This is a genomic window from Corynebacterium sp. CCUG 69979 (genome assembly GCF_024454095.1).
Lineage (GTDB): Bacteria > Actinomycetota > Actinomycetes > Mycobacteriales > Mycobacteriaceae > Corynebacterium > Corynebacterium genitalium.
The window spans coordinates 135,336-150,414 of record NZ_JAGPZA010000003.1 but is presented as its reverse complement, the minus strand read 5'-3'; the positions used below and the strand labels follow the sequence as shown (position 1 = coordinate 150,414).

Sequence of the window (15,079 nt, the reverse complement as noted above, 5' to 3'; positions counted from 1 at the left end):
AAGTACATCCTATTCACCCACTTGGACACTCCCCCGTCCGCCTTCGAATGCGGCTGTGCTGACCAGCCCCAGCCAATAAGCCAGACTCGCCATGAACGGCGCAGCACACCACGCGATGCCGGGTTGGAACGCGGGCACCAAAGTGAATGTGTCAGACTCCGCTGCCGCGTGCGGAGGGTTGGCAAGATTAGCTGACCATTGGCCGAGAGCGTGCAGCGCCCAGCTAGAAAACAACGCCACGCATGCGGCGAAAACCATGCGGGAAAGGTTGCTTTCCCGCTCCCCCGTCCCGTACGCCACAAGGCCGACAGCCAGCCCGAGGAGAGTAGAAAGGATGACAAACCAACCGAAGGATGCGAATTCGACGCTGTCAGGACTCAACACATGGTTGATCTGAACTCCGCCGTCAACAACCTCGGCAACATAGCCGGGGCGCAGGAACCCCCATATGACACCGATGACGCACCCGAGGATGACCCCGAGTGCGACGACCCCCGCTCCCCAGCGAAGCTTTAGTTGCACACCTTCCACTGGCCGTTCTCACGAGCGAAGCGCTGCACGCCGGACTCGGTCTGGCCGTTGGTGTTCACCGTCACGTTGGCGGAAGCAGTGTCGCCGTTCACACGCACGTCGGAAAGCGATGTCTGCGTCGCCGGGACCGGCGGAATCGGACGACCCTGCGCCTTAGCAGCATCGACTGCGAGCTGCATTTCGCGCTCGGTCTTCTCCAGGCTGGTGCCCTGGCTAGCCAGCTGCTGGTTGGTCTGGTCGACCACCTTCTTGCAGGAGTTGTCCATGATCACGCGGGTCCAGGAAACGAAATCGCCCGGGTTGTAAATGCGGTTCATGGTGTCGGTCATGGCCCGCACGTCAGCCTCGCTTGCGGGCTGCCCGTTCTCGATCGGCTGAATGTCAGGCGTCGGCAGCGTACCGTCCTCGAAGGGGTTGACCACGCCAGCACCCGGGTTCGGAGCGCCCTGTGCCTGAGGATCGTCAGCGTTCTCGCCCTCACCCTCCGGCTTATCCTTGTCGTCCTCTTTCTTTTCATCAGCCAGCGGATCGACCTCCGCGCCAGCGGTGACCTGGTTGGTTTCGGTAGCCACCTCGGACACGACGTCGCTCTGATCCTCGCCGGAGCCGCACGCAGCTAGTGCGAGGGGGGCAACCAAGACGGCGGTGGCGAGGGCGACGGCCTTCTTCGAGTTAGACATGAATCGGAACTCTCCTCTAGGTTTTCGAGAACTGCTCCCGACACTCTAGCAGCGTCAAGCTTCAGTTACTCAATTGTTGCGCAGGGAAGTACCAGTGAAGTAGCTGTGAATATCGGGTGTACCCTTGCGTGTTATGCAGCTGTCCCAGTCCACTATCGCACAAGCGGCGGTGGGCATCCTAGACGAGTACGGCCTTGCTGACGTGTCCATGCGTCGGGTCGCCGCGTCGCTTGACGTCGCGCCTGGAGCCTTGTACTGGCATGTGGACAACAAGCAGGAACTCATTTGCGCGATGGCAGAAATCATTATCGCCCCAGTCCTCGAGCGCACTTATGCCGGGCCGCGTGAAGCTTGCGCCGCCCTGCGCGGAGCTGTTCTCTCCCACCGCGACGGCGCGGACGTGGTCGCCACAGCCGCAGCACTACCCGGCGCGGACATTCACGCGCACCTCCTGGATGCAGTCAAAGCGACGCTCAGCGACGGGCCCTCGGCAGACAGCGAGCGCGCGGCGCTTATCGACGCGACCGCGACCGGGTTGCTCTATCTCACTCTCGGAGCGGCGAACATGCACCAGGCCGGCGTTCAGTTCAACGAAGCTGCCCGCCAAACCTCGGCTGCCACGGCTCCCCGCGGCAGCGTAGAACACGTTGAGCAGGCAATTGACCTTCTGCTCGCGGGCCTCGACGCACAGTGAGCTAGAGCTATTACTATCGAGTCTCATGACAACTCCTAGCGAGAACGCGCAGACCCAAGTTTGGCCTGGATCCTCCTACCCATTGGGCTCCACCTACGACGGTGCGGGCACTAACTTCGCCCTTTTCTCCAACGTCGCCGAGAAGGTTGAGCTGTGCCTGCTCGACCGCGAGGAGAACGAGACGCGTATTCCCCTCGAAGAGGTAGACAACCACGTCTGGCACGCCTACCTTCCTGGCGTCCTGCCGGGACAGCGATACGGCTACCGGGTCCACGGCCCGTGGGACCCTGAAAACGGCAAGCGCTGCGACCCGTCCAAACTGCTCGTCGACCCGTATGCCCGCGCATTCGACGGCGAGTTCGATGGAGATTCTTCCCTGTTCTCCTACGACATTCACGCCGAGGAACCCGGCACCGGCCGCAACGAGGAAGACTCGCTCGGTCACACCATGAAGTCCGTGGTGATCAACCCGTTCTTCGACTGGGGCGACGACCGTTCTCCGCGCATCCCGGATAATGACACTGTCATTTATGAGACCCACGTCAAGGGCATGACGCAGCTGCACCCCGATGTCCCGGAGAACTTGCGAGGCACCTATGCCGGCATGGCGCACCCGAGCGTGATCGCGTACCTCCAAGACTTGGGGGTCACCTCTGTCGAGCTCATGCCCGTCCACCAGTTCCTTCAGGATGACCGCCTGCGGGACTTGGGCCTGCGCAACTACTGGGGCTACAACACCTTCGGCTTCTTCGCGCCGCACCAGGATTACGCCGCCAGCGAGAAGCCGGGCGATGCCGTCGCCGAGTTCAAGGGCATGGTCCGCGCCTACCACGAGGCCGGCATGGAGATCATCCTCGACGTCGTGTACAACCACACCGCCGAGGGCAACCACCTAGGCCCCACCATTGCGTTCCGCGGCATCGACAACGAGGCGTACTACAGGCTTGTCGACGGTGACGCCTTCCACTACATGGACTACACCGGCACCGGTAACTCCCTCAACGTCCGCGACCCGCACTCACTGCAGCTCATCATGGACTCTCTGCGCTACTGGGTCTCCGAGATGCACGTCGACGGCTTCCGTTTCGACCTCGCTTCCACTCTGGCGCGTGAGTTCTCCGACGTAGACCGCTTGGCTACCTTCTTCGACTTGGTCCAGCAGGACCCAGTCGTCTCTCAGGTCAAGCTCATCGCTGAACCGTGGGATGTCGGTGAGAACGGTTACCAGGTGGGCAACTTCCCGCCGCTGTGGAGCGAATGGAACGGTAAGTACCGCGACACCGTCCGCGATTTTTGGCGCGGTGAGCCCTCCACCCTGGGCGAGTTCGCTTCGCGACTCACCGGTTCGTCGGACTTGTACAACCACAACGGCCGCCGCCCGACGGCGTCGATCAACTTCATCACCGCCCACGACGGCTTCACACTCAACGATCTGGTCAGTTACAACGAGAAGCACAACTGGGACAACGGTGAGGAAAACCGCGACGGTGAATCTCACAACCGTTCCTGGAACCACGGTGAAGAAGGCCCCACCGACGATCCGGAGATCCAGGAGCTGCGTTCGCGCCAGCGCCGCAACTTCCTGACCACGTTGTTGCTTTCCCAGGGGACCCCGATGATCGCCCACGGCGACGAGTTCGCCCGCACGCAAAACGGCAACAACAACGTCTACTGCCAAGACAACGAGCTGGCCTGGATGGACTGGAACAGGCTGGACGAGTCGGAGGAACTGCACGACTTCACCCGCCGTTTGATCAGCATCCGTAAAGAGCACCCTGTCTTCCGCCGTCGCCGCTTCCTGGCCGGCGGTCCGCTGGGCATGGACGCTCAGGACCGCGACATTGCGTGGCTGGCTCCCGACGGTCAGATGATGACCAATGATGACTGGGGCTTCGCCTTTGGCAAGGCCCTGCAGGTCTACTTCAACGGCAACATGATTGCTGAGCCTGATTCCCGTGGCCAGCAAGTCGTGGACGATTCCTTCGTGTTGATGTTCAACGCCTACCACGAGGACATCGAATTCACCCTGCCGCCGAAGAACATGGGCGCGAAGTGGGAAGTCCTCATCGACACCACTGAGCCGCTCGGGTACCCGGCGGAGAAGGAGGAGATTGAGGCGCAGGGTACCGCGAACGTTCCGGCACGCTCCACCCTCGTCCTGCGGCAGATCGAGCCGCCGGTCTTCGAGGACGGCGACGATGAGGCAGAGCAGGACGCAGCGGAAGAGGGCGCTGTTGTTGGTGGCGGTTCGACCCGGGTGAACCCCGAGTCATGATCTCAGCTCTCGGCACGCGCGTCGTCGTCACCGGCGCTGCTGCGGAAATTCACCCGGAGGAGTTAGAGGCCGCGCTTCGTGGCTCGTCGGAACCGACGGTGATCAACCTCGACGACATCACGAACACCGAGGTTCGCTCCGGGGACTCGTGGGATGAAAGCACGGTCGCGATCGAATCCGGCGGTGAAACCGTCACGGTGCGCTTTGCCCCCGGAGATACGGAAGGCCCGCAGCAGCTGTGTGCGTTGCTGACCGGGGAGTCCGTCAGCGTCGACACCATCACCGGTTTCTCCTTTGTTGCCGTGGCTGTGCACACCGCCAGCCAGGACTGGGGCTCTGTGGACCGAGTGGACCTCGCCCGCGTCACCGACGGCGAGGTCACCGAGCGATTCAGCCTCGAACCACCGACGAAGGAGGCGTTAGCTGACTTCATTGGCGATAGCCCCCTCGTCGGCTACAACGGATACTTCGACGCATCTGCCCTGCACTATGCAGGCCTTGTTTCCGATCTCACCTTCGCGTGTGTGCTCACGCAGGCTCGCGCAGCTGAACTTGACGTGCCCAACCACAAGCTGGACACCCTCGCCGACTTCTTCGGAGTGGACGCCGACCCGGCATCGGTGATGAATGCTCTCGCCCGGCACGCCAAGCACACTGGCTCTCTGGAAGACTTCGTCCACGCAAGCGGCTTCGCCATGGGCACTGTCAGCGCTGACCGCGTTATTCCTGTGTTGCGCGACTTCTCCGGTGCAGCCTCGAGCATCCAGAAGGCCAGCAAGGCTGAGAAAGACACCCCGAAAAAAGAACAGCAGGGCAACAACAGGGGTCCCGCGCCGTGGCAATCTGTGGCTACCCCGGACACCATCCCGGATCCGGCAGTCGATGCGGACCCGAACTCGCCCCTGTACGGGCAAAACGTCACCCTCACCGGAGAGTTCGATCCTTTCGATAAAGGACAGCTCTGGGATGGCATCGCCAACCAGGGCGGCCAAGTAGGAAAGAACGTGACCAAGAAGACAACCATCCTGGTCACCGGCGAGTGGGCCACCATGACGTCAAAGGAAAAAAGGGCCCGGGAATTGATGGATAAAGGCCAAGACATTGACATTTGGCCAGCAGAGAAGCTACTCAACGTGCTCGGTCTCGACGAGGAACCTCCCTTCTAGCCTTTTCCGTCCGGCACCGGGAACCAGACGGGGCGGTGGCGCAGTCTAACTAGGGCATGACCACCACATGCTCTACCGATCTGCTTCCTGTCACCGGGTTCGTCGCGTTGCCGGTGCGGGCGGAAGTCGTCGAAAAGCGACCCTGGGGCGAGCGCGGGGACTCGCCCGCGTATCTCAACCTCTCCCCCAACGTCGTGGCAGTGCTCATCTCCGAAACCGGGCACTTACTGTCCCAGATTGACCTGTGGGACAGGGGCCTCAGCGTGAAACAGGCGTGGGATTCTGCCGCCTACACCTTGTTGGAGCGCCAGAATTCTCACCGCGTCGAGTTCCAGGTACGCAACGCTTCATGCGCACTCGGCACTACTGCGCCACGCGGATTCGAAATCGCCCCCTTCGATGTGCCTGCAGTGGCGTGGCTGTCGCACCCGAAAACGTTTCAAATGCTGCACCAGCACTTTCTCGAAGTGCTCGTTCCGAAAACCGGACTCGTGTACGTCACCCGCGACCAGCGCGACCTGTTCGTGCTGGACACCACAATCGAAGCTGCTGCGAAGGCTGTACCGCAGGCGACCGTCATGACGTACTCCCTTGGTTTCCCTGTCGTGACTAGGGTGTGAGGGGTACCCACCATTTAAGGAGCGAAGCATGCACCGCCCGATCACGTCCACTTACCGTCTGCAGTTGCGGGGGACGCAGGCTGATCCGTCGGGCCGCGGCTTCGGTTTCGCGGACGCGGAAGCCCAGGTCCCCTACCTGAAATCGCTGGGCATTTCCCACCTGTACCTCTCTCCCGTGTTCACTTCGTACCCGGAGTCGAACCACAACTATGACGTCACCGACCCAACGGTGGTCAACCCAGAGCTCGGAGGTTTGGAGGGATTACGAGCGCTGGCTCATACGGCACACGAAGCGGGACTGGGTCTGATCCTGGACATCGTGCCCAACCACCTGGGTGTGGAGACACCGCAGAAGAACAAGTGGTGGTGGGATGTGCTCAAGAACGGCCAAGACTCGGAGTACGAGTCCTACTTCGACATCGACTGGCACGAAGACAATGGCGCTGGCGGCAAACTGGGGCTCCCGGTGCTGGGGCAGCCTGGCGACGAAGACAAGTTCGAGCTGACGCTTCTCGACGAGATCGATGAGCCGGTCCTGAAGTATTACGAGAACTACTTCCCGCTCAGGCCTGGGTCCTTCGAGTCGCTTGACGACGATCCGCGTGAAGTCTACGAACGCCAGAGCTACCGGCTGATGTACTGGCGCGACGGTGTCATTTCCTACCGCCGTTTCTTCTCCGTCAACGGGCTGGCCGGTATCCGCCAGGAAGATCCGCTCGTTTTCGAGCACACGCACCGGGTGCTGCGTCAGCTCATTGCTGAAGATCTCATCGACGGCATTCGCGTCGACCACCCGGACGGTCTGGCCGATCCGTTCACGTATCTCAACCGACTTCGTGACCTCATTAGGGATGACCGCTGGCTGGTCGCAGAGAAAATCCTCGGAGTCACCGAGCCGCTCGATCCACGCCTGGCGGTCGATGGCACGACCGGCTACGACGCGTTGCGCGAACTCGACGGGATCTTCATCAACCGCGAAGCCGAAGACTCCATGAGCATGCTGTCTTTGCGCCAGTCCGGGTCTACCTGGGATGAGCCCGCCATCGAGGCCGCAGAGCACCAGCTCAAGCGCGACGTCGCCGAGTCCGAGCTCGCCGCAGAGATCCGCCGTCTGACACGCGCCATCCGCCGCGACAACTTCTCCACCGCCGGCTCCAATGTCTCTGAAGAAGACTTGACCAAGACGGTGATCGACCTCATTGCTGCCATGCCGGTGTACCGCGCTGACTACATCTCGCTGTCACGTCAGACTTCTACTGTCGTGGCCGACATGGTGCGCCGTTTCCCGTCCCGGCGCGCTGCCCTTGACCTGATCTCCGCGGCGTTGCTGGCCAACGGTGAGGCGAAGACGCGTTTCGCGCAGGTCTGTGGTGCCGTCATGGCCAAGGGTGTGGAGGACACGCTGTTCTACCGCGCCTGCCGCCTTGTCGCCTTGCAGGAAGTGGGCGGGGCACCTGGACGGTTCGGTGTCTCGGCGGCTGAATTCCACCTGCTCCAGCAAGAGCGCAATAACTTGTGGCCGCACGCCATGACGGCGCTGACCACCCATGACACGAAGCGCAGCGAGGACACCCGCGCGCGGATCATTGAGCTGACAGAACGCCCGAAGACATTCGCTGAACTCATCGCGCAAGTCACGGCGCTCGTTCCCGCACCAGATCAGGCCACCGCGCACTTCCTGATCCAGAACACTATCGGGGTGTGGCCGGCTGACGGGATCACCGAGGATGTTCAGCAGCGCCTGCGCGATTATGCCGTCAAGGCGGTGCGCGAGGCGGGTGTGCATACCTCCTGGTTCGACAACGCCCACGACTTCGAAAAGGCCATCACCGACTGGGTCGACGCTGTCGTGGAGGGGCCGGCAAGTGGCATGATCACCGACTTTGTCAAGGAAATCCATCAGGGTGCTGTCCAGGTCTCCCTCGGCAGGAAGCTGCTTCAACTCGTGGGGCCGGGTATCCCGGACACCTACCAGGGCCAGGAGTTCATCGACCTATCCCTGGTGGATCCGGATAACCGCCGCTTTGTTGATTACGTCAACCGCGAACAAACGCTCTCCCAGTTCAAGGAGAGCGAGGACCACTACGCAGATCTCTGCTTCGCCCGCGATAATGCTGACGGCACTGGCCTCTACCCGCACCTAGAAGACGTGGCGGACCGCGCGAAGCAGGCAGTTGTCCACGAAGGCGCGATGCTGCGCCGCCAGTACCCGGACATCTTCCTGGGTGGTGACTATCAGGCAGTCTTCGCTGTCGGCGAGGCCGATAACCATGTTGTGGGGATCGCGCGCGGAGCAGATTCGGCCAGCCTCTCCGTGATCGGCTTGGCTGTGCGCCGGCCCCTTATTCTCGAAGACAGTGGCGGATGGGGCGACACCACCGTCACTCTCCCCGAAGGTCAGTGGACAGACCGCCTCACCGGGAGAACCTACGAGGGCACGATCCCGTGCGCAGAGCTTCTCGACGTTCTGCCCACCGCACTTTTAGTCAGCCACCACCTCGACTCCGCCCGCTGGGACAGCTAGGCGGAAACATGGCTAGGCGAAGATGAGCACGAGGGTCACCACAATGGTGACCACGATCACGGCCAGGACCAGCTGGGTGGTGTAGGAGACCTTCACGGGCGACAGGCCTTGCTTCCAGAACTCGTAGTTCTCGCCGTAGGGGTCGTCCTTCTTCGCTTTGTTCGCCGCCGGGGCCGACGGGCCGTAGTTCGGCTGAGGCCGGTTCGGGGGCGGATCGGGCAGGAATGCGTCGCCAGAGAAGGTGGCGCTCGGCTCCGGGTAGGTGTTTAGGTCAGCCACTGGCGTTCTCCGATCGCTTCGCGGATGTTCAGTTCGAACTGCTCGGGGGTCATGTCGACGTTGTTCGCTTCTTGGTGGACATCAATCCACTTATTGAACAGTTCGGGGATGGTCGCTTCCGGTGCAGGGCTCTGCATCGCGAAATCCAGGGCATGCAGGATGCGCATCAGGCCGGTGCGGTTGAATCCGATCCAGTTCACTTCCCCGTCCACGGCTTTGAGGGTAAGTGTCAACTCTTCAGCCGGTCCATACGGGCGGCCGCAGAACCCGGTGAGCCATGCGTGGTCGATCACTGTCACTTGGCCCGGTGCAGTGCCCAGGAACAGCCGCGAGGAGGTGCACACGCACGCCGACGTGAACCCGGGAGCACTCGTGAGTGCAACCTCCAGGAGTTCCTCTCCAGGACCGAGCACCTGCATGACGTCGTTCACGACGGCAGGTGCGATCTGGGTGTCGCCGCAGCGCTCTAAAGCCTTACGCGCAAACTCGTTCTCATTCACCACATACGGCAGGTTATCATGTGCGTTGCGTGAAAATGGACTTAGAATCTATGCAGCGAAATCTGAGTGAGCTTAGGTTTGAGTCCGCTGTTTGAGGAAGGAATCCCCCGATGACCGCCATCACTGCTGCACGGTTTGAACGCCCCCGCGCTAAGGCTGAGGATGTTGCCGTTGACCTGTGGGAATGGAGCACCCCGCAGCCGGACCGTCAGACAGTGCTGGAAGCCTCCTTCGCGCTGCCGTACCGGGTCGGGCATGACCGGCCCGTGGACACTCCCACGTTGCCCGTGAAGAAGGACCGCGTGCAGTACAAGCGCATGCTTGAGCAGTGGTGGGGTATCACTTCCGCCGAGGAAACTCGTCAGATGACGGAGAGGCTCATCGCCGGCGACGTGCACACAGCCTCGTCAGATGCGGTGCTCCACACCGCCGAGATGCTCACGGGCGAGTTCGCACCGCAGGAATGGCGTTCGCAGGATTTCGCCGAGCGCCGCCGCACAATGGAGATCTTCCTGGAGCACCTGGCTATTTCCAACTGGATGGATCCGAAGCAGCTCTGGACAGACTTCGACCACTGGCTCGCAGTGCGCACCCACCCGTCGTTTGCGAACGTCAATGCGCCGTCGGCCCCGGCAACGACCCGCGCCTGGGACATCATGCGTGTGGAAATGACCGCTGCGACCGCCGCCCTCGTCGGGATCATCACCCCGGAGGAGTACTCCAGCTACGCCGCCCGCGCCGTCGCTGAGCTGCAGAAGCACTTCATGTCCTGGGCGGATGCCGCAGCGAGCTTCTGGTGGGGCCGCGCGATTTGGTCAGCTGACACCATCCGCGACAACGCGGACGATATGCAGGGTGAACTCCAGGTGTTTGACCACATTCTCACGGAGGCGTTGACTGACCCGAACTCCCCTTGGCGGCGCTTCCCGCTCCACTCTTAGCCGCTCCTGCCGCGCAGTTTGTCCAGCTCGCGGCGTTCTTTCTTCGTCGGCCGGCCAGCGCCGCGGTCACGCTTCGGCATGGAGTAGAAGTACTCCTTCGGCGGTGGCGGCGGAGAGTGGTCGATGTAGCACTGCCGCGCGATGGGTGCGCCGACGCGTTTCCGGGGCGTGTCGACGACTTCGTAATCCAGGTCGCGGTAATCCCTCCAAGCTTTGACGCGGTCCCCCGGCACAACTTGAGCTGAGGGTTTGACCGCATTGCCGTTGAGTTTCACGTGCCCGGCGCGCACAGCGTTCGCGGCCTCTGTGCGGGTTTTATACATGCGCACCGCCCACACCCACACGTCGATGCGGACGGCGGATCCGTCTGGCACTAGTACTGGTCCCGGTGGTTGATGATCTTCTGAACCTTGCTGTAGTTGACCATTCCGCCGACAACGGCAACTACGAAACCGAGCACGATAAGCGACCACGTTTGGGTCAGAAGTGCCAGTGCGACACCGCCCACAACACCTCCGCCGACCCACAACGCGCCATTGCGGGAATAGCGGCGCACGGCCTGCTTGCGTGCTTCGATCGGGTTATTCGGGCGGGGCTGGATCGTCATGGGGTTCAGTCTAACGCACGCTCCACCCACGTCTGCCCCACCGTGCGTGCTTCGCTCGTGCCCTGAGTCAGAGCCGCCAACAACTCGTTCAACTCCTCCACCCCACCCGGCGCAACAGCGAGGGTGTAGGCCGCCTGGGCGCCGTATTCGACATCGACCACGTCCACTCCTGCAGCACGCAGGTCCGCCTCCACTCTGCCTGCGTCAGCATGCGGCAAGTCGACGCGGGCGAGTTCGCGCCTTCGCTTTTCGACGGGTTCCACCAGCTCCAGCGCCTGCGACACCGATTCCGAGTACGCGTGGACGAGACCTCCCGCGCCGAGCTTCACGCCGCCGAAATAACGGGTGACCACAGCGACCGCACAGCGCAGCCCCGACCCGCGCAGCGCGTCGAGCATTGGTTTGCCAGCTGTGCCGGACGGTTCGCCGTCGTCGGAAGAACGCTCGATGCGTCCTTCCGGGTCCGCGATGAAGGCGGTGCAGTGGTGCCGCGCGTCGGGGAACTCGGCGCGGGCACGCGCGATCACGTCGCGGGCTTCCTCCTCGGATTCAGCGCGGGCGATCCAGGTGATGAAGCGAGATTTCTTGATCACTATCTCATTGACCACCGGGTCGCCTGGCGGAGGAAGGGTGAATGTCGTCAGCATGAGTTTCAGATATTACTTAGTGTGGGAGACATGAGGTTTGAAGTCTGGGCCCCGCACGCGCACGATGTTCGTCTCATCGTCGACGACACCGAGCACGATATGCGCCGCGATGACAGTCGCCGCGGGTGGTGGACCAGCGATGTCGAGCAGGTTCCTGGCCAGCGCTACGGCTTCACGCTTTTCGACGGCAACGACTGGTCCAAACCCCTCCCCGATCCGCGCTCCCGGCGCCAGCCGGACGGCATTCACGGACTCTCGGAAGTCGTCAGTACAGACTTCCCGTGGACCGACGACCACTGGGTCAACTACGAGTTGCAGGGCCAAGTCATCTACGAGCTTCACGTGGGCACGTTCACGCCGGAGGGAACGTTCGATGCGATCGTCGATAAGCTTGATTACCTCGTTGAACTCGGTGTGACCACGATTGAACTCATGCCTGTCCAGCCGTTCGGGGGCGAGCGCAACTGGGGGTATGACGGTGTCGACTGGTTTGCAGTCCAGGAGTCCTACGGCGGACCGGAGGGCCTCAAACGGCTTGTCGATGCTGCCCACCACCGTGGCGTGGGCGTCTTCCTCGACGTGGTGTACAACCACTTTGGCCCCGACGGCAACTACAACGGCATGTTCGGCCCCTACACCACCGCTGGCTCGACAGGCTGGGGCGATGTGGTCAACCTCTCCGGGGCCAACTCGGACGAGGTGCGCGCCTACGTGCTTGATTCTGTCCGGCAGTGGCTCGACGAGTTCCACATCGACGGGCTGCGACTCGACGCGGTGCACTCCTACGACGACCGCGCAGCGTACTCCATCATGGAGGAGATCAACATGCTCGCCGACGAGATCGAGGTGAAGAACGGCCCGAACCCGATCATCATCGCAGAGAGCGACTTGAATGATCCGCGCATCATCGCCGACTACGCCCACGGCGGGTACGGGCTGGACGCGCAGTGGCTTGACGACGTCCACCATGCCCTCCACACCGTCATCACCGGCGAAAACATCGCTTACTACGAGGACTTCGGAACAGTGGAAATCCTCGCCGACAGTCTCCGCCACGGCTACCGCTTCCGCAGAGACTGGTCCAACTTCCGCGGACGCACGCACGGGCGCGCACTGAACCTAGAGCAGATCGCCCCGTGGAAGCTGATCACCTACACCACCACGCACGACCAGGTAGGCAACCGCGCAGCGGGCGACCGGCCGTCGCAAAACCTGACGATGGCGCAGCACGCGTTGAAGGCGGCAGTGATCTTCTTCAGCCCGTTCACGCCGATGATCTTCATGGGCGAGGAGTTCTTCGCCCAAACCCCGTTCCCTTTCTTCGTCTCCCACACTGACGAGGACTTGCAGCGGCTCACCCGCGAAGGCCGCGCGCACGAATTCGCCCGCTACGGCTGGAACTTCGACCATGTGCCCGACCCGGTCGACCCCGAGACCTTCGAGTCGGCGAAACTCGACTGGAACTTCGCCGGCGACAACGTGAAGATGTACGAAACCTACAAGGATCTGCTCACGCTGCGCCGCCGGCTCGGACTGGCCAAAGACGACCTGCGCGAGCTCCAGGTCGATCACGGAGCAGACGGCGAGAAGTGGTTGACCATGGGGTACGACGACGTCTTCCTCGCCGCCAACTTTTCCGACGAGGAGGTCACAGTGCCCGCGGGTGGTGAGTTGGTGTACTCGTACGGCTCGCCGCGCGTCGATAAGCAGCAGACCGTGCTGGGCGCATGGGAGTTCGCGATCATCGCACGCTAGCCCCGCGCTGACTCGCGCTAACCGGTGACGATGAATTCGTACTCCGGTGTGCCCGGCATGAGGCGCTGACAGTCGAAGGAGGCATCCTCCATGCGGGCAAGCAGCGGATCGAGATCCGTCGCGCGAGCCAGTTCGATGCCGACGAGCGCGGCACCGGTCTCCCGGTTGTTCTTCTTCAGGTATTCGAACAGCGAAATGTCGTCGTCCGGGCCCAGCACATCGTTGAGGAAACGGCGTAGCTGGCCCGGCTCCTGGGCGAAGTTGACCAGGAAGTAGTGCTTCAACCCGCGGTGGACTAGGGAGCGCTCCATGATCTCGGCGTAGCGCAGCACGTCATTGTTGCCGCCGGAGATGACGCAGACGACCGTGCTGCCTGGTGCGAGCTTGACCTCATCGAGCGCGGTGACCGACAGCGCGCCCGCAGGCTCCGCGATGATGCCTTCGTTCTGGTACAGGTCCAGCATGTTCGTGCACACAGCGCCTTCATCGACGTCGACGATGTGAATGCGTCCCTGGTTTTCTTCGATGATGCGGTAGTTGACGTCGCCGATGCGCTTGACCGCGGCCCCATCGACGAACGGATCAATCGCCTCGAGCGTGACCGGCCCGCCCGCGTTCATCGCGGCTGCCAGGGACGCTGCCCCTGCCGGCTCAGTTCCGATGATGGCCGTGCGTGGCGACATGTCGGCGAGGTAGGCGGCGATTCCTCCGATCAGACCTCCACCGCCAACGGGGACGAAGATGGAGTCGAGCGATTTGCCGAAACCGGTCAGCTGCGTGAGCACTTCTGCCGCAACGGTGCCCTGACCGATGACGGTGTCACGCGCGTTGAAAGGCTCCACGAGGGTGGCACCGCGTTCTTCCGCATCTCGGCGCGCTGCTTCCGCGGCTTCGTCGAAGTTGTTGCCCACGAGCACCAGTTCCACGCTGTCCCCGCCGTGGACCATGATCCGGTCGCGTTTCTGCTTCGGGGTCCGCTTGGGCACGAAAATCTTTCCGTCAATGCCCATCGCCCGGCACGCGTACGCCACCCCTTGCGCATGATTGCCTGCCGACGCTGCGACGACCCCAGCCGCTTTCTCCTCATCGCTCAAGTTGGAAATGTTGTAATAGGCGCCGCGGATCTTGTACGACCGCACGTCCTGGAGGTCTTCCCGCTTCAGGTACACCTCCACCCCGTGCTGCTGCGACAAGCGCGGGCAGAACTGCAACGGAGTGGGCGCGATGACGCTGGAAATTCCAGCCTGCGCACCCTGGATATCGGAGGCGTGCACGGGCGTGAAATCAGGCGCGGAAGTCATAGAAGATCATCTTAGACCCCTTGGATTTTGCCGAAAAAGAGACTAGACTATGTCGCGGTTTCCAAACCTACTACTGCACGTCGCACGCACGTTACCCGTGAACGTTTTGAAGGAGTCTTTCCCCGTGAAGAAGCGCACTGGCCTTATCGCCGCCGCACTGTCCGCCACTATGATCTTCGGTTCCACCACCCCTGCGTTTGCTGATGACGCTAACGATGGGAAGGTCGAAAGTGTCAAGGACAACGACACCCCGTCTGAGGACAAGGACGAGGATAAGGAAGAAGACAAGAGCGATAACAAGGGCCCCTGGGACAAGAACGGCGCATCCAGTGAGGGGCCATGGGAGAACGGCGGCAGCTTCCCCGAGGGTTCTTCCGGCCTGAACCGCCTCGAGGCGTACTTGAATTCCAACCACTTCGAGTCGATCTCTGCCATCGTCGCTGCTCTTGCCGGCGTGGTTACCGTGGCCACTCAGCTCGCCGCGCTGATCATCAAGATCAACCCGGCTGCGAAGGCGCAGTTCGAGTCCCTCTTCAAGAAGTAGACGCGTGGTAGATAG

At 62.1% G+C, this 15,079-nt stretch carries 16 protein-coding genes; 8 read left to right on the top strand and 8 right to left on the bottom strand.

From position 1 onward, the window contains the following. Window positions 1-9 precede the first annotated feature (9 nt). Both KBX18_RS03520 and KBX18_RS03515 read right to left on the bottom strand, forming a co-directional pair. Window positions 10-522 carry a hypothetical protein gene (locus KBX18_RS03520; protein ID WP_255994825.1) on the bottom strand — a complete coding sequence of 171 codons (513 nt, stop codon included), beginning with the start codon at window positions 520-522 and terminating at the stop codon, window positions 10-12. Continuing rightward, complete coding sequence (locus tag KBX18_RS03515) at window positions 513-1,211, bottom strand: hypothetical protein (protein ID WP_255994824.1); 699 nt, start codon at window positions 1,209-1,211, stop codon at window positions 513-515. The genes KBX18_RS03520 and KBX18_RS03515 overlap by 10 nt, the downstream gene beginning before the upstream one ends. Before the next feature lie 133 nt (window positions 1,212-1,344). Between KBX18_RS03515 and KBX18_RS03510 the strand changes: the two genes are divergently transcribed. From KBX18_RS03510 to treY, 5 genes are read left to right on the top strand one after another with little or no spacing between them, the layout of a single operon-like run. Beyond that, window positions 1,345-1,905: a TetR family transcriptional regulator gene (locus tag KBX18_RS03510; protein WP_255994823.1), complete on the top strand. Its 561-nt coding sequence runs from the start codon at window positions 1,345-1,347 to the stop codon at window positions 1,903-1,905. A 25-nt stretch (window positions 1,906-1,930) separates the two neighbouring features. After that, the gene (gene glgX, locus KBX18_RS03505; protein ID WP_005289628.1) at window positions 1,931-4,180 is read left to right on the top strand and encodes a glycogen debranching protein GlgX; all 2,250 of its coding nucleotides are present in this window, start codon (window positions 1,931-1,933) and stop codon (window positions 4,178-4,180) included. After that, window positions 4,177-5,346, top strand: coding sequence for a BRCT domain-containing protein (locus tag KBX18_RS03500; protein WP_255994822.1), 1,170 nt, complete (start codon window positions 4,177-4,179; stop codon window positions 5,344-5,346). Before glgX ends, KBX18_RS03500 begins: the two co-directional genes overlap by 4 nt. A 56-nt stretch (window positions 5,347-5,402) precedes the next feature. Further along, window positions 5,403-5,966, top strand: coding sequence for a hypothetical protein (locus tag KBX18_RS03495; RefSeq protein WP_255994821.1), 564 nt, complete (start codon window positions 5,403-5,405; stop codon window positions 5,964-5,966). A gap of 28 nt (window positions 5,967-5,994) precedes the next feature. Beyond that, window positions 5,995-8,490, top strand: a complete 2,496-nt coding sequence (gene treY, locus KBX18_RS03490) for a malto-oligosyltrehalose synthase (RefSeq protein WP_255994820.1) — start codon at window positions 5,995-5,997, stop codon at window positions 8,488-8,490. Window positions 8,491-8,502: 12 nt separating this feature from the next. Here treY and KBX18_RS03485 read toward each other — a convergent pair whose 3' ends face one another. Further along, entirely contained in the window at window positions 8,503-8,769 is a 267-nt protein-coding gene (locus tag KBX18_RS03485) for a hypothetical protein (protein ID WP_255994819.1), read from the bottom strand. Further along, the gene (locus tag KBX18_RS03480) at window positions 8,757-9,269 is read right to left on the bottom strand and encodes a hypothetical protein (protein ID WP_255994818.1); all 513 of its coding nucleotides are present in this window, start codon (window positions 9,267-9,269) and stop codon (window positions 8,757-8,759) included. The genes KBX18_RS03485 and KBX18_RS03480 overlap by 13 nt, the downstream gene beginning before the upstream one ends. Before the next feature lie 110 nt (window positions 9,270-9,379). Between KBX18_RS03480 and KBX18_RS03475 the strand changes: the two genes are divergently transcribed. Next, entirely contained in the window at window positions 9,380-10,210 is an 831-nt protein-coding gene (locus KBX18_RS03475) for a DUF1266 domain-containing protein (protein WP_255994817.1), read from the top strand. Here the strand turns inward: KBX18_RS03475 and KBX18_RS03470 are convergent. Genes KBX18_RS03470 through KBX18_RS03460 form a run of 3 tightly spaced genes read right to left on the bottom strand, consistent with a single transcriptional unit; the run spans window position 10,207 to window position 11,464 of the window. Beyond that, window positions 10,207-10,584 carry an RNA-binding S4 domain-containing protein gene (locus KBX18_RS03470; RefSeq protein WP_255994816.1) on the bottom strand — a complete coding sequence of 126 codons (378 nt, stop codon included), beginning with the start codon at window positions 10,582-10,584 and terminating at the stop codon, window positions 10,207-10,209. The two genes, KBX18_RS03475 and KBX18_RS03470, sit on opposite strands and share 4 nt — an antisense overlap. Next, a complete protein-coding gene (locus tag KBX18_RS03465; RefSeq protein ID WP_005289620.1) occupies window positions 10,584-10,817 on the bottom strand; it encodes a hypothetical protein in 234 nt (77 codons plus the stop codon). Before KBX18_RS03465 ends, KBX18_RS03470 begins: the two co-directional genes overlap by 1 nt. A 5-nt stretch (window positions 10,818-10,822) precedes the next feature. Then, window positions 10,823-11,464 carry a YigZ family protein gene (locus tag KBX18_RS03460; RefSeq protein WP_255994815.1) on the bottom strand — a complete coding sequence of 214 codons (642 nt, stop codon included), beginning with the start codon at window positions 11,462-11,464 and terminating at the stop codon, window positions 10,823-10,825. 30 nt (window positions 11,465-11,494) lie between these two features. Between KBX18_RS03460 and treZ the strand changes: the two genes are divergently transcribed. Further along, entirely contained in the window at window positions 11,495-13,219 is a 1,725-nt protein-coding gene (treZ, locus tag KBX18_RS03455) for a malto-oligosyltrehalose trehalohydrolase (RefSeq protein ID WP_255994814.1), read from the top strand. A 17-nt stretch (window positions 13,220-13,236) separates the two neighbouring features. Here treZ and ilvA read toward each other — a convergent pair whose 3' ends face one another. Further along, complete coding sequence (gene ilvA, locus KBX18_RS03450) at window positions 13,237-14,520, bottom strand: threonine ammonia-lyase IlvA (protein ID WP_005289617.1); 1,284 nt, start codon at window positions 14,518-14,520, stop codon at window positions 13,237-13,239. Window positions 14,521-14,644: 124 nt separating this feature from the next. Here ilvA and KBX18_RS03445 point away from each other — a divergent pair, with 124 nt between their 5' ends. Then, window positions 14,645-15,064 carry a hypothetical protein gene (locus tag KBX18_RS03445; RefSeq protein WP_255994813.1) on the top strand — a complete coding sequence of 140 codons (420 nt, stop codon included), beginning with the start codon at window positions 14,645-14,647 and terminating at the stop codon, window positions 15,062-15,064. The last annotated feature ends 15 nt before the right edge of the window (window positions 15,065-15,079 follow it).

Coding starts and splice junctions, on each gene's coding strand:
- treY (WP_255994820.1), top strand. CDS start 5,995: ATGCACCGCCCGATCACGTCCACTTACCGTCTGCAGTTGCGGGGGACG.
- KBX18_RS03515 (WP_255994824.1), bottom strand. CDS start 1,211: ATGTCTAACTCGAAGAAGGCCGTCGCCCTCGCCACCGCCGTCTTGGTT.
- treZ (WP_255994814.1), top strand. CDS start 11,495: ATGAGGTTTGAAGTCTGGGCCCCGCACGCGCACGATGTTCGTCTCATC.
- ilvA (WP_005289617.1), bottom strand. CDS start 14,520: ATGACTTCCGCGCCTGATTTCACGCCCGTGCACGCCTCCGATATCCAG.
- KBX18_RS03460 (WP_255994815.1), bottom strand. CDS start 11,464: ATGCTGACGACATTCACCCTTCCTCCGCCAGGCGACCCGGTGGTCAAT.
- KBX18_RS03495 (WP_255994821.1), top strand. CDS start 5,403: ATGACCACCACATGCTCTACCGATCTGCTTCCTGTCACCGGGTTCGTC.
- KBX18_RS03510 (WP_255994823.1), top strand. CDS start 1,345: ATGCAGCTGTCCCAGTCCACTATCGCACAAGCGGCGGTGGGCATCCTA.
- KBX18_RS03465 (WP_005289620.1), bottom strand. CDS start 10,817: ATGACGATCCAGCCCCGCCCGAATAACCCGATCGAAGCACGCAAGCAG.
- KBX18_RS03475 (WP_255994817.1), top strand. CDS start 9,380: ATGACCGCCATCACTGCTGCACGGTTTGAACGCCCCCGCGCTAAGGCT.
- glgX (WP_005289628.1), top strand. CDS start 1,931: ATGACAACTCCTAGCGAGAACGCGCAGACCCAAGTTTGGCCTGGATCC.
- KBX18_RS03500 (WP_255994822.1), top strand. CDS start 4,177: ATGATCTCAGCTCTCGGCACGCGCGTCGTCGTCACCGGCGCTGCTGCG.